Consider the following 13,574-nt stretch of genomic DNA (forward strand, 5'->3'; position numbering starts at 1 on the left):
CGTGCCGGCCGGTCGCGGGGATTGCCACCATCGTGTCACCACCGTGCCACCACCGCGCCACCATCGCGCCAGCCCGGCATGCACGCAGCTCAGCATGCACGTAAGGATGCTTCACCAATTGTCGCAAGTTCTTCACGCGGCTTGCATCGGCGACCGTGGAGCCTAAGCTGTGGACACACCAACCATGGCATGACGGAGGCGCGATGGGCAATGCGATGCACGGACGCGATCGGAGCATCCCCACGCCGGCGAGTTCGTCCAGCCTGGCGGACACCCAGCGGCTGTATTTCCTCGACTGGATGCGCATCGGTGCGTTCGGCGTCCTGGTCTGCTTCCATACGGGCCTCTACTACGGGCCCTGGGACTGGCACGTGAAAAGCGCGCATGCCGGCACGGCCGTCGAGCCGCTCCTGCTGCTGACATCGCCCTGGCGCATGTCGCTGCTGTTCCTCATCAGCGGCGCGGCGTCGGGCCTCCTGCTGGGCAATGCGCCGGACGGGCGGTTCCTGCGCGAGCGCAGCACGCGCCTGCTGGTGCCGCTGCTGTTCGGCATGCTCGTCCTCGTGCCACCGCAAACGTTCTGCGAGGTGGCGGAAAAGATGGCTTACCAGGGCAGCTATGGGCAATTCATGGGGCGCTACCTGGCGGCGGACCCCGGGTTCTGCACGGACACGCATTGCCTGGCACTGCCGGCATGGAACCACCTGTGGTTCGTGGCCTACCTGTGGGTCTACACGCTGGTGCTGTCGGTACTGGTGGCCATCGCCGGCAGGGATCGCCTTGCCGCCGCTGGCCAGTGGCTTGGCGGCGTGCTCACCGGATGGCGCGCCGTGCTGCCGCCGATCGTCGCCCTTGCCCTCGCGCGGGCGATCCTCCATCCCCGCTTCGGCGACACGCATGCGCTCGTCGACGACTGGTACAACCACGCCGTGTACTTTTCCGTCTTCCTCGTGGGCGTGCTGGTCGCCCGGCAGCAGCGCTTCTGGGAAGAAGCGTCGCGGCTGCGCTTCGTCACGCTGGCCCTGGCGCTGGGCGGCTGGGCGCTGCTCGTGTGCCTGCATGCCGTGCCGGAAGCGTCGCGGCAAGGGGACCATCTGGCGTTGGCCACCGCCTGCGTGCGCAGTGTGCAGCAATGGTGCGCCATCCTCACCGTGTGCGGGTTCGGCTACCGGCACCTGAATCGCGATGCCCGGGCGCGGCGCTACCTCACCGGCGCGGTCTTTTGCGTCTATATCGTCCACCAGACGTTGATCGTCGTCGTGGCAACGGTGCTCAAGCCGCTGCGCATCCCGCCTGTGACGGAGGCCTCCGTCATCATCGTCCTCACCTTCGTCGGCAGCTTCGCCCTGTTCGAAGCGGCGCGGCGCCTGGCACCGTTGCGGCCGTTCCTGGGCATCGCACCGGTGCGCACCACGCGGGCGGATGCGCCGCCCGATACCGGACGACGCCCGGCCGGGGTGGCGAAGTAGCAGGCGCCGTTCACCCTCGCCCTGCACGCCATAAGCTCTTTTCCCCGGCCCTTCCGAGGCGTTGGCGCGCGCCGCTTCCGCGAGCCCGGCATTACAATCGGCGCTTTCCATTCTGAAAGCCGTCATGGTCCGCCGCCTTGCCATCGTTGCTGCCGCCTGCCTTCTCGCCACGGGCGCCAGTGCCCAGACCATCGTGAAGATCGGCACTGCGTCTCCACTGTCCGGCCCCGGCGCGCACCAAGGCAAGGATATCGAGAACGGCGCGCGCATGGCGATCGACGACCTGAATGCGAAAGCCATCACCATCGGTGGCCAGAAGGTGCAATGGGTATTGATGGCGGAAGACGATGCCAGCGACCCGAAGGCCGGCACGGCCGTCGCGCAGAAACTCGCCGATGCGCGCGTGGCAGGCGTGGTCGGGCACCTCAATTCGGGCACCACGGTGCCGGCGTCGAAGATCTATGCGGCGGCGGGCATCCCGCAGATCTCGCCGGCCGCCACCACGCCGGTCTACACGCGGCAGGGATTCAGGACGGCGTTCCGCGTGGTGGCGAACGACAACCTGATCGGCCGCACGCTGGCCACCTATTCGATCAAGGCGCTGCGGGCGAAACGGATCGCCATCATCGATGACCGCACGGCGTTCGGCCAGGGGCTCGCCGACGAATTCGCCAAGGGCGTACGCGCCATCGCCGGCAACGAAGCCATCGTCAGCCGCCAGTTCACCAACGACAAGGCAGTGGACTTCAACGCCATCCTCACGCAGATCCGCGGCAAGAAACCGGACGTGATCTTCTACGGCGGCATGGACGCCGTGGCCGGGCCGATGCTCAAGCAGATGAAGACGCTGGGCATCGACGCGCGGCTGGTGTCCGGCGACGGCATCTGCTCCGAGCGCCTGCCGCTGCTGGCGGGCGATGCGCTGGGTGACGACAAGGTGATCTGCGTGGTCGCCGGCGGCATCGACGGCCCGCAGGAAGCGAGCCACGCGGCGTTCACGGAGCGCTACCGGGAGCGCTTCGACCTGCCCGTCGAAACCTACGCCCCGTATGCCTACGACGCCGTGATGGTGCTCGCCACGGCCATGCAGCAGGCACGGTCGACCGTGCCCGCGAAATTCCTTCCTGCCCTCGCGAAGGTGCGCTATGAAGGCATCACCGGCGACATCGGCTTCGACGCCAGGGGCGACCTGCGCGACGCGGCAATGACGATGTTTACCTACCGGCAAGGCAAGAAGGTGAAGCTCCAGGTGGTGCGCGGGCGCTGAACACTCGAAGTGCCTCCGCTTGCGTTTCTCCGGATCGCGATGCGGCATGTTCCTACAGGGCCCAGCGCCCTGGCCTGACAGATCCGGCTGCCGGGCGCGGCTACGCAGGCGTTCCTCGTGCGGTCGGCCACGCCGGGCCTGGAAGCAAAGGTGTAGTTCTGCTGCCCCATGCCGCGCGACCCGCTCCGCGCTACATGGTGACCGAGCGGTTGCGCCCGGCGTGCTTGGCGTCGTAGAGCGCCTTGTCGGCGCGCTCGATCACGTCGTCGATCGCCTCGCCTTTCCGGTAGCCGGTGATGCCGGACGAGAACGTGAGCTGGATGTGCGGCGCTTCCGCGCAGACCGGCGTTTCCAGCAGGGCGCGCCGCAGCCGCTCGATGCCCAGATGGGGGTCCGACGCGGCGGGGCCGGCCAGGATGATGACGAATTCTTCGCCGCCCCATCGTCCGGGCACGTCGGTGCTGCGCAGGTGCGCGCGGGCCCGCTCGGCAAAACCGGCCAGTACCGCATCGCCGATGGCGTGCCCATAGCGGTCGTTGATGTTCTTGAAATGATCGAGGTCGGCGATCGCCACCGCGAACGCCGCCCCCCGCGGTCGAAGCGTTCGATGTGCTGCGCCAGCAGGGTGCGCACATGGCGCCGGTTCGGCAGCCCGGTCAGCTCATCCAGCGTTGCGACACGCTGGATCTTTTCCAGCGCAACCTGCAACTCCGATCGCTGCTTCTGCAGGCGCTCGCGCATCGCCCTCAACTGGGCGGACAGCGACGAGATCGCGGGCAGCACCGTCGCCAGCATCGCAAAGTGGATGATCTCGACATCGGGCTGGTACGTCTTTGGGTCGTGGCCGGCGCACCAGAGCATGACGGCTCCCATCAGCACGAGCGTATAGCGCATCAGCAGCCACACGTGCCTGGCACGCATTTCGAACATGCCGAATACTATGACCATGGCAGCCAGTGCCAGCACGGATGGATGGGCCGGCCCCGTGACCATGTAGGCCGCCGCGACGAGGGTCTGCGCGCAGATTGCCTGGGGCAACGCAAGCGAGGGCGCGGCGAAGCGCAGGTTGAAGCCGCTGCGGATGGCGATATAAAAGCAGGTGACGACGGCCGCGCAAGCCAGCGCCAGCGCGCCGATCCAGTTCTTGTTGAAAATGCCCCGCGCGCTGCCGTAGTACAGGATGGCGATGCAGATCGTGTACACGCCCGCGGTCATCAATGCCACGATGGCCCGGCGCCGCTGCTTGAAGTCGGTGGTCAGCACCAGGTCGGCAAAGCGATGCGCTGCGCGTTGCAGCGGAGACTGCGCTGGCGATGCGGGGTCAGGTGAATCCACGGTGCGTTCCCGCTGTGAATGCCGTACCGCCCGGCGGATGAAAAATGCAGAAAGGCACCGGCTGCCCGCTAGCGGCGCGGGCGATCTGTCGGTATGGAAGCTGGTGCCATTCACGGTATCGCGTTCGCCGGCCTCTGCCCGATGCTGCCTGCAAAGGCAATAGCGGAAGCATGACTGGCGAAAGTTGATGCAAGGAACTATATCATGGGATCAGACATTATTTTTCGTCGATCCCCCGACGGATAGTACACATGTGCCGATATGTTGTGCATGCGCATCAAGATACGTGTCTTGAACGAAGCCAGACCGGCTCGTTCGGGAGCTTGCAACAATGAAGTCGCCTACAGCTTGCTGGGGCACGTCCGCTACGCCAAAGTCCGCTCCCGCCCCATAGGGGACATAGGCGAATGTCAGAATGTGGGCAAATTGTCCGGTTCCATCAACAGAAAAATCGAGTTTCCCTCTCTGTCTGGCCCATGCGCTAAAGATTGGAGATGGAGTAGAAATCCTGCCAAATCCATTGGGTTCGTGTCGAGTGGTTTCCATGGCAATAGCTGCGCCCATCGCGCGCCGGCATCTATCAATTCCTCCGCCGAAGCCTGTTCAACCTTAGCCTGCAGACAATCACTAAGTTCACGGAACGGTTCAAGGGATAACGGCACTGGTTCAGCGGAAAACTCGGCTCTTCCCGTGATTGCCTCACCTAGCGAAATAAGCGCGCTAGCGTCGGGCATTGTGATGCCAATACACGGAAATCGATCACATGCCTCTTGAAAGTGCAAGTAACGATCTGCTCTCTTTTGCATCCGAAAAAATCGACTGCGATCATGTATGCGTCTATGGTGTCATTTGTCCGGAAAACTGACTGGGACTTAGGTCCGCTTCTGGCCGATCTCGGCCGTTTGCCACAGCGTATCAGGTCGTCGAACCAAAAAAGGCATGGCCTGTCACGACAGGCAGCTCCCGCCCCAAGCGGACCTTAATAACCCCTGCAACGGCTTGCATTGGAACAGCCAATGCCAAACTTACTGCTGGCCATGAGTTTTCAGCCAATCGGCCCCGATCTCGAAACGTTCGGCTTCCCAGCCAGGCAGCAGGTCTGCGATCTCGTTTAGGGTGAGGTCTGCAACAAGCAACACGCCCAAGCTCACATGGTAGGGTTTAAGCGAATCGTCGTTATCGACGTTACCGCACAAGAATTGCCAGTCCTCGTCTTCTCTAACGACCAAGAGCGAGGGCCGTTCTCCTCGGAATATGCCCGCAGCAGTGAACGCCCAGCCGTTGATCAGTAAACTCAGGATTTTCAATCCGGCGTACCTCATCTATTGTGCCGATCAATTTCGAACAGCGACCGTCCGCTCTTGCCCCGGTTGCTGCCGCCCAGTGTACGACGGCTATCGACCCATTGCACACCTTCCCATCAGGCTTGCTTGGAGATTAGAACTCTGCCAGTTGCCACAACTTGGCTCCCTTCCACAACGCGAAATCCTGCGCCAGGCACGAGCGCTGAATAGTCGACGCCTGGATACATCAACGCGACGATTGCAACTGCCGAATCACCTGGCTCTACGACGGGCGGGGTCGACTGTACGAAGACAACTCCAAGGAGTTCGCTGGACTCAGTTATCAGATGGGGACGGTAAGTGCCCGTTGTCAAATCTAATGAGGGCTTCCGCCCCCCTGATGCCGTTGGCGTGAAGAGCACCTCGACTTGCAAACGTTGTGATGTATCCATAAATTTCCTCAGCGTGCGCAGCTGATCATTAATCCAGGATCTGCATGATCCGCTTCTGGCCGAACTCGGCCGTTCGCCGCAGCATAGCAGTTGCCGAACCGGAAAAATCACAGACTGTCACGACAGGCTACTTACGCCCCAAAGCGGACGCTCATGTGTTCCGTTTAGGCTCTTCAAACGTTGCATTCAGCGAGTTGCACGCATCGCCACAATCGTGGACGCCGACGTTCAGCCGCTGTTCCAGCGCAGTGATTGCAAAGCTGAAAGTATGAAGTGCTAGAATCACCAAACAATACCCGTTATTTCCGACCTATTTTCGTGAGTGATTGATGCGCAGATCCGGCAATCGATACAACCATCTCTTTGCTGATACCGACCTTCAACACCAGCTCGATATCACGCTGCACGAACTGTGCACTACCGTCGACAACATCCCAGCAGAGCGTTTTCTGAATACCGCCCATGACGACCTGATTGCTCATCTTGTCGAAAAGTTCAGCGTTGAGCAAGTGAACCTACAACGCGACCAGATGTCGGTTGAAGCAACAGAAACTAAAGTTGACGTCAGCCAGGACCATAACCGGTGGATCGAGGACCGGAGTCGCCCCTTCTATCGTCCAGGGCAAAAGATTGTTGTGCACTTGCCGTTTATATGCGAGGCGCCCTTGTTGAAGGCGCGGCCCAGCACGTACACGACCAGCTCACCTATCGCGGAGGTCACCGGTCAAGAAATAATCCTTACCTACGACATCGCGGACGACGTCACTCGCGACATCAAACCCGATCTCGATGCGACTATTGCTCAAATCGAGCAGTATCTAAATTGGCAGGCACCCCAGATCTTTGCCCACAACGCGCGTCTCCAAGGTGCAGCCGATACCGCGATTAACGAGCGCCGGCGTCGTCTGCTTGCCAATACCCGGCGCCTGACAAACTTGGGGATACCGGTACGCACTCGGGCTGACGCGCCGGCTACTTACACGATTCCGACGGTGCGTAAAAAGGCACTGCCGACTTTGCCGATCGCCACTACTGCACCGTTCGAGCCAGAGCCTACTTGGGCCATGGACCAGTACGAGCATGCCCTAAATGTCATCCAGCAGATGACTTTGGTTATGGAACGTAGTCCGAGTGCATTTAGCACCATGGACGAAGAGGCGCTTCGCCAGCATTTTCTCGTGCAGCTCAACGGACAATTCGAGGGCAGGGCAACAGGAGAAACGTTCAATCTGAATGGCAAGACCGACATCCTCCTCCGCGAAGGTGCTCGAAATGCATTTATCGCTGAGTGCAAATTCTGGAAGGGACCGAAAAAGTTTCGCGAGGCGATCGACCAATTGCTCGGCTATACGGCATGGCGGGACAGCAAAACCGCGATCTTGGTGTTTAACCGCGGTACAGCGACGTCGACCGTACTGGAAGGAGTCAAGGATGTATGCGAGTCGCACCCCAATTTAAAGCGTGTCGTCAATTGGCCCCACTCTTCCGGCTACCGCTATATATTTCATCAGAATGGCGACCGCAACCGCGAGTTTTTGATGACCGTTCTCGTTTTCGACGTCCCTGCTGACGCGGCGGCATCTTAGATCCCCCCGACTAGCGTTGCGCAGCGGAGTTCTATATTACTACCCTTAGTAAATAAACCTGCGTCCTGTACCATCGCACGGCCCGGCGCATGGGAGCCTCGGGCGACAGTCAAAGTTGGTATGACCGCTTCTGGCAGGTTGCTGCCGTCCAGTGTATGGCGGCTCCCTGCCCCTTAGCGGTCGTAGGACCACTCTAGGAACTCGGCAACGGTATCCGATGAGGTCATCTCCAGCAGCGCCTCTGCAAGCTCGTATTGCCCCTTTGCGGCGGCCGTGGCAGACAAGGCACAGGCTGTAAAAGCAGCACTCCAGTGATTCCCTTTGGCACTTGCAACTAATGCAGGAATGCGGCTTAGTGCGTCGAAGTAGTCTGCTGCCAGCTCATCGGGAACATCGACGCCATTCTTGTGCCGGCAGATTTCGATCCATGCCGGGAAGTGAAAATACACATCGGGCAAGCGTTCTGGTGAACCAGCGATTGCCGCAATAACGTGGGGAACCGCTGCAAATGAAGCCGAGTACACGTCGCCTTGGTGAGCAAGGGCGCTCCAGAGACTGAACCACGGTTCGGAACTGCCGTCATCACCAGGTAAAGCCGATAGCTGGCGAAGAAGCTCAGGAATCTTCGCGGCACTACCGTACGCATCGCCCAGTTCACGCCATCGTGGATTATTCAGTTCCAGCATGTCTTGTCCCTTTTTCGTGTAACGAACTGCGTACTTGGTCAATGGCTGATCCTTGCCGATCTTGGCCGTTCGCCGCGGCATAGTAGCTGGCCAGGCGGAAATTCGCAAACTGTCACGAAGGACCGGAACCGACCAGAAGCGGAGCTAGCTTGGTCGCCTTATTCGTATTCGAAATCGGCTTTATATGTCCGGATCTTCGCGGCGCTGGCACGGCATTGTTAGTTCGTGGCGACCTGTATCAGGTGACCACGACGCCGGCTTCACTGTGCCAAGCCTCTACCGTTCAGGGCCGATCCCGCCATAGCGCCGGGCTAAACCAGCAATAGCTATGATTATGTAGGAGTCCTATACATTCGCTGCTATGATGCTTTCCATGGACGCACGGCAAGCAGTCTTCAGCGTGCCGATCCAGGTGACTGCCCCATCATTAATCAGGAATCCTAACTTCACGACCCGAAAGGAAACATCATGGCCTCGACTACTACCACCGCCCGCGTTGCACTTCTCACCCGCGACACCGCAACGGGCGCTTCGCAGCCGCTGCTCGAACAGATCCATGGCGCCTTTGGCGTTACGCCGAACATGTTCAAGGCCGTCGCCAACTCCCCCGCGGCGCTGGCCAGCATGTGGGCCGCCTTCGGTGCCCTCGGCAGCGGCACGCTGGGCGCGAAGCTGGGCGAGCAGATCGCCGTGGCCATCGCCGACATCAACGATTGCGAATATTGCCTGGCCGCGCACACGGCCCTGGGCCGCAAGGCCGGCGCCACGAGCGATGAAATGACGGCCGCCCAGGCCGGGCAGTCGCACGATCCGAAGACGGCCGCCGCGCTGACCTTCGCGACGCGCGTGGTGCGCAACCGGGGCAAGGTCGGCGCGGAGGAAGTCGACGCGCTGCGCGCGGCCGGCTTCGAGGATGGCCAGGTCGTGGAAATCGTGGCCCACGTGGCGCTGAACCTGTTCACCAACTATGTGAACGTGGCCCTCGCCGTGCCGGTCGATTTCCCGCAAGTGAAGCTGCGCGCCAAATGAGCGCCGGGACCGTGACGGATTTCAGCACCGCCCCCGAATTCGAGGTGGCGGCCTGGCTGAACGCCCGCGGGCCCGTGAGCCTTGCCGCGCTGCGCGGCAAGGTGGTGGCGGTCTACGCGTTCCAGATGCTGTGCCCCGGCTGCGTGTCGCACGGCATTCCCCAGGCGAAGAAGATCGCCGCCACGTTCGACCGCGGCGACGTCGAAGTACTGGGCCTGCACACGGTATTCGAGCACCATGCGGTGATGGGCCAAGAAGCGCTGGAAGCCTTCATCCACGAATACCGGATCGATTTCCCGGTCGGCATCGACCTGCCGTCCGAGAGCAGCCCGGTACCGCGCACGATGGCGAAGTACCGGATGCGCGGCACGCCCACGCTGCTGCTGTTCGACCGCCGGGGCATGCTGCGCCAGCAGGTGTTCGGCATGGCCGACGACATGCGGGTGGGCGCCCTCATTGCGGGGCTCGTGCACGAACACGCGGATGACGCGGCATGCGACGATGGCGGCTGCCGCATTCCGCTGTCCTCCGTCACCTGAAAGGAGTGTCCATGCAAGTAACGCACCGCCGCTGCATCGCCCTGTACCACGTGCGCTTCGAGGATCTCGGCAGCTTTGCCGCCCCCTCGCCGCCAAGGGCTACGAAATCGAGTACCGCCACGCCGGCGCGCAGCCATTGACGCCGGACGAGTGGCGTGACGCGGCGCTGGTCGTCGTGCTCGGTGGCCCGCTTGGCGCCGGCGACCTGGCCGCTTACCCGTGGCTTGCCACGGAAATCGACGGCCTGCGCCAGCGGCTGGCCCTTGGCCGCCCCACGCTGGGCATCTGCCTGGGCGCCCAGCTGATGGCCGTCGCCCTCGGTGGGCGCATCGAGCGCCGCGGGGCGGATAACGTGCCGGCCATGGAGATCGGCTGGGCGCCGCTCGACACGGTGGCAGACGCCGGCCCGCTCGGCGCCTTGCAGGGCATCCCGGTGCTGCACTGGCATGGCGACAACATCGTGCCGCCGCCCGGCATCGTATCGCTGGCCGCCACGCCGGGAACACCCTGCCAGGCCTTCGCCGCCGGGCACCATGCGCTGGGCCTGCAGTTCCACGCCGAGTTCGCGGCGCACGCGCTGGAGGAATGGCTGGCCGGGCACGCGGTGGAACTGGCGCGGGCCGGCACCGACCTGGCCGCGCTGCGCCGCGACACGTCCCGGCATGGCGACACGCTGGCACAGGCCGGCCAGGCCTTGCTGCGCGGTTGGCTTGCCGGCCTGCCGGCGGCGCATGCGCGCTGAACGGGCGCCGGCGCCAGCGGCTGCGCGGCCTTCGATCCCGGATCGTGCCGCGCAGGCCATCTTGGCGGTAAGGCCAGCATGGTGTTGCTCCGGCCCATCACGGTCCATGCATACACTGCCTATACGGCAGCAAATATTGTTCCTTGTCAATATCCATGCTACGTTTACCGCTCCACCCGCACGAATCGCGGGACCTCCCATGAACTCCGGGCATTCGACCCACCGCGATGCGAAAAAACCAAGTCGGCCGGGCCATGCAGTACATCACCCTGGCAATGATCATCCTCACCGCGGCGCTGCTCTGGTGGCACCGGCTGGGCATGGTGCGCGTTCTGGAAATCTCGGCGCGCAGCGGCCATGCGGTGGAGGCGCGGGACGATCACGCCGATGGCGGCATGTCGCGGGCCGTGCTGGCGCCGGAAAATCCCTTTGCATTCACGTGCACGCTGACGAAAAGCGCGTACGCCTGGCCTTACTGCGGCGTGCATTTCCTGCTGGGGCGCGATGACGGCGGCATCGACCTGTCCGTGTTCGACCACATGACGGTGGTGATGGACCGCGCCGGCCCGGGCGAACACCACGTCCGCGTCGCCATCCGCAACTTCGAACGGGGTTTCTCCACGGTCGCGGACTACCGCACGCAGAAAATCAACGAGATCGAATTCACGATTCCCCCGGCGGGCAGCGTCACCATCCCGCTCGGCCTGCTTCGCACCGCCGCATGGTGGAATTCCATGATGAAGGTGCCGCTGCTGCGCACCGGGCCAAATTTCGACAATGTCACCTCCATCGAGCTGTACACGGGCAGCCTCAGCGAAATGGGCACCCACCGGATGCACGTGCAGGCCATCCGCTTCGAAGGCAAATGGATCAGCGAACGCCAGCTGGCCCTGGCGCTCGTCTGCGCCTGGTGCCTGTACGGCGCATCGTGGCTCGCCCTCGGCATGGTCCAGTACCGCGGGCAGCTTCGCAGCGAAAAGGCACGCGTGGCCACGCTCACGGTCATCAACCGCGCGCTCCAGCTCGAATCGCAGCAACTGGCCGACCTGGTCAAGCACGACCCGCTGACCGGCGCGCTCAACCGCCAGGGCTTGCGCGATGTGCTGCTGAAAGACCAGGAAAGCAATGCCGACGGGCAGTTCGATGCCGTCCTGTTCATCGACCTCGACCACTTCAAGCGGATCAATGACCAGCATGGCCACGACGTGGGCGACAGGGTGCTCAAGCAGTTCGCCGCCGTCGCCACGCCCGTGCTGCGGGGGTCCGACAAGCTGGTGCGCTGGGGTGGCGAGGAATTCCTCGTCCTGTGCGCCGGGATCGGCCAGGACAATGCCGTGGAGCTGGCGCGGCGGCTGTGCAACCGGCTGGCCGGCATGGCATGGCCGGAGGGCCTGCGCGTGACCGCGTCGATCGGGGTGGCCGCGATCCACGGCAGCGCGGACATGGGCGAGGCCATCAAGCGCGCCGACGCGGCGCTGTACGTCGCCAAGCGCAATGGCCGCAACCGGGTGGAAATCGCCACCGGTGCGCATGCCCAGGCCTGAAGCGCCGGTCTATGCGGCGCCGATCCGGTTCCGCCCCGCTTCCTTGGCGTGGTACAGCTGCGCATCGGCAAGTTCGATCAAGCCGCTGGTCGTCATGTCGCGCACGGCCTGCGGCACCAGTGTCGCCAGGCCGAAGCTGGCCGTGACGATGTGGAACGGCGACCGCTGGTGCGGCATGGCCAGCGCCTGGAGGCCGGCGCGGACCCGCTCGGCGACCGCCGCCGCGCCCGGCTGGTCGGTATTGGGCATGATGACGGCGAACTCTTCACCACCATAGCGCGCGGCAAGGTCGCCGGCCCGGACGATCTGGCCCGCCAGCACCTGCGCCGCGGCGTGCAGGCAGTCATCGCCCGCGCGGTGGCCATAGCTGTCGTTGTATTGCTTGAAGTAGTCGAGGTCCATCATCAGCAATGACAGCGGTGTTCCACTGCGTTTCGCGCGCTTCAGTTCGAGATCGAGCACCTCGTCGAACCGGCGCCGGTTGGCCAGCCCGGTCAATTTGTCCGTATGCGCCAGCACTTGCAGGCCATCGTTATGTTGCCGCAATTGTTCGGAATAGCGGCGCAGTTGCTGGTCGAGCGTGTCCCGGATGCGGACCTGCATGATCAGTTTTGTCGCGAACGCCACGAATACCGCGCTGATCAGGAAGGCGGCCGCGCCGATCAGCAGGCTCGAACGCCGCCAGTTGCTCAGCAATTCATCCTTGGTCCGCCCGACCGCCACGAGGAAGGGGTACGCCTTCATGCGGCGGAAGCTGTAGAGCCGCTCGATGCCGTCCACCTTCGCCTTCAGCATGGCCGAGCCGATATCGCGCTTCCGGAGTTCGGCGAAGATTGCGCCGTTGGACAGGTCGGTGCCGAGCAGCTTTTCGTCGAGGGGCCGGCGGTAGACGACGGTGCCGTCGGACAGCATGAGCAGCACGGTCCCGGTCCTGCCGATATTGAGTTCGTCATAGATGCGCTCGAAGAAATCGATCCGCAGCGTCACCAGCGCCACGCCGGCGAACTTGCCGCCGGCATCGTAGAAGGCCCGCGACACGGGGATGATCCAGACACCCGTCGAGCGGCTCTTGACGGGAGCGCCGAAATGGATGCCACGCCCCGGGTGCGTGCGGTGGTACTGGAAGTAGGCGCGGTCCGCATTGTTGCCCTGCACGGTCCGGGCCAGCGACGTGGCCAGCCAGCTGCCGTCCGCCCCGTAGACGAACAGGCCATACAGCTCCGGCGTGGTGGACGCGAGTGTTTCGAGGTTGTCCGTCAGCCGTTCGAGCGCGGGGCCGGTCGTGCCATCGTGCTCGACCTGCTCGGTCATGTCGGCAAGGGCCATGGTGGCGATCTTCATCGCGGACTCGACCTGCGCGCCGACCATGCGCGCCACGTTCGACGTGGCCACTTCGGTCTGGCGGATCTGGACCTGCCGCGACGTCCAGACGAACCAGGCGGAAAAGCCCATCACGAGCAGGCAGGACAGAGCCGCGGCCAGCACCACGAGCCGTATGACGGGGTGGCGTCGCGGGGGCAGCAGGCCGGCTTGGTCATCCACGCCCGCGCCGGGCGGCTGCGAATTCACTGTCGTGTCGTGTAGATCGTGCAACAAGAAGCGCCTTTGTCACGGGCTCGAGACCGCCCTCTGGCGCTATTGT

General features: G+C 63.3%; 13 protein-coding genes and 1 pseudogene. 10 read left to right on the forward strand and 4 right to left on the reverse strand.

Annotated elements, in window-relative coordinates; genetic code table 11:
* Nucleotides 1-203: 203 nt before the first annotated feature.
* Both EWM63_RS01055 and EWM63_RS01060 read left to right on the forward strand, forming a co-directional pair.
* Complete coding sequence (locus tag EWM63_RS01055) at nt 204-1,469, forward strand: acyltransferase family protein (protein WP_229487661.1); 1,266 nt, start codon at nt 204-206, stop codon at nt 1,467-1,469.
* A 124-nt stretch (nt 1,470-1,593) separates the two neighbouring features.
* Entirely contained in the window at nt 1,594-2,736 is a 1,143-nt protein-coding gene (locus EWM63_RS01060; RefSeq protein WP_130184896.1) for a branched-chain amino acid ABC transporter substrate-binding protein, read from the forward strand.
* 190 nt (nt 2,737-2,926) lie between these two features.
* Here EWM63_RS01060 and EWM63_RS01065 read toward each other — a convergent pair.
* Nucleotides 2,927-3,322: pseudogene (locus tag EWM63_RS01065) on the reverse strand (GGDEF domain-containing protein); the annotation flags it as partial.
* Between the two features lie 23 nt (nt 3,323-3,345).
* On the opposite strand from EWM63_RS01065, the gene EWM63_RS01070 reads away from it, so the two are divergent.
* A complete protein-coding gene (locus tag EWM63_RS01070) occupies nt 3,346-4,065 on the forward strand; it encodes a hypothetical protein (RefSeq protein WP_130184898.1) in 720 nt (239 codons plus the stop codon).
* Between the two features lie 1,031 nt (nt 4,066-5,096).
* Here EWM63_RS01070 and EWM63_RS01075 read toward each other — a convergent pair.
* Complete coding sequence (locus EWM63_RS01075) at nt 5,097-5,378, reverse strand: hypothetical protein (protein ID WP_130184899.1); 282 nt, start codon at nt 5,376-5,378, stop codon at nt 5,097-5,099.
* Nucleotides 5,379-5,850: 472 nt separating this feature from the next.
* Here EWM63_RS01075 and EWM63_RS01080 point away from each other — a divergent pair, with 472 nt between their 5' ends.
* Together EWM63_RS01080 and EWM63_RS01085 are read left to right on the forward strand one after the other, a co-directional pair.
* Nucleotides 5,851-6,078 (forward strand): hypothetical protein, encoded by a 228-nt coding sequence (locus EWM63_RS01080; protein WP_130184900.1) that lies wholly within the window; start codon nt 5,851-5,853, stop codon nt 6,076-6,078.
* Between the two features lie 57 nt (nt 6,079-6,135).
* A complete protein-coding gene (locus tag EWM63_RS01085; protein ID WP_130184901.1) occupies nt 6,136-7,392 on the forward strand; it encodes a hypothetical protein in 1,257 nt (418 codons plus the stop codon).
* Nucleotides 7,393-7,565: 173 nt separating this feature from the next.
* On the opposite strand, the gene EWM63_RS01090 is transcribed toward EWM63_RS01085, so the two are convergent.
* Entirely contained in the window at nt 7,566-8,120 is a 555-nt protein-coding gene (locus EWM63_RS01090; protein ID WP_229487662.1) for a hypothetical protein, read from the reverse strand.
* 426 nt (nt 8,121-8,546) lie between these two features.
* Here EWM63_RS01090 and EWM63_RS01095 point away from each other — a divergent pair, with 426 nt between their 5' ends.
* The 5 genes from EWM63_RS01095 to EWM63_RS01110 all read left to right on the forward strand — a co-directional run bounded on the left by EWM63_RS01095 (nt 8,547) and on the right by EWM63_RS01110 (nt 11,932).
* Nucleotides 8,547-9,107, forward strand: a complete 561-nt coding sequence (locus tag EWM63_RS01095) for a carboxymuconolactone decarboxylase family protein (RefSeq protein ID WP_130184902.1) — start codon at nt 8,547-8,549, stop codon at nt 9,105-9,107.
* Nucleotides 9,104-9,646 (forward strand): peroxiredoxin family protein, encoded by a 543-nt coding sequence (locus EWM63_RS01100; protein WP_130184903.1) that lies wholly within the window; start codon nt 9,104-9,106, stop codon nt 9,644-9,646. The genes EWM63_RS01095 and EWM63_RS01100 overlap by 4 nt, the downstream gene beginning before the upstream one ends.
* Before the next feature lie 11 nt (nt 9,647-9,657).
* Nucleotides 9,658-9,786 (forward strand): hypothetical protein, encoded by a 129-nt coding sequence (locus tag EWM63_RS32785; RefSeq protein WP_259772522.1) that lies wholly within the window; start codon nt 9,658-9,660, stop codon nt 9,784-9,786.
* Nucleotides 9,753-10,388: a glutamine amidotransferase-related protein gene (locus tag EWM63_RS01105; protein ID WP_229487916.1), complete on the forward strand. Its 636-nt coding sequence runs from the start codon at nt 9,753-9,755 to the stop codon at nt 10,386-10,388. The genes EWM63_RS32785 and EWM63_RS01105 overlap by 34 nt, the downstream gene beginning before the upstream one ends.
* Nucleotides 10,389-10,642: 254 nt before the next feature.
* Nucleotides 10,643-11,932 carry a GGDEF domain-containing protein gene (locus EWM63_RS01110; RefSeq protein WP_165390711.1) on the forward strand — a complete coding sequence of 430 codons (1,290 nt, stop codon included), beginning with the start codon at nt 10,643-10,645 and terminating at the stop codon, nt 11,930-11,932.
* A 9-nt stretch (nt 11,933-11,941) separates the two neighbouring features.
* On the opposite strand, the gene EWM63_RS01115 is transcribed toward EWM63_RS01110, so the two are convergent.
* Nucleotides 11,942-13,474, reverse strand: coding sequence for a sensor domain-containing diguanylate cyclase (locus EWM63_RS01115; protein WP_229487663.1), 1,533 nt, complete (start codon nt 13,472-13,474; stop codon nt 11,942-11,944).
* Nucleotides 13,475-13,574: the final 100 nt, after the last annotated feature.

Source organism: Pseudoduganella lutea (genome assembly GCF_004209755.1).
Lineage (GTDB): Bacteria > Pseudomonadota > Gammaproteobacteria > Burkholderiales > Burkholderiaceae_D > Rugamonas > Rugamonas lutea.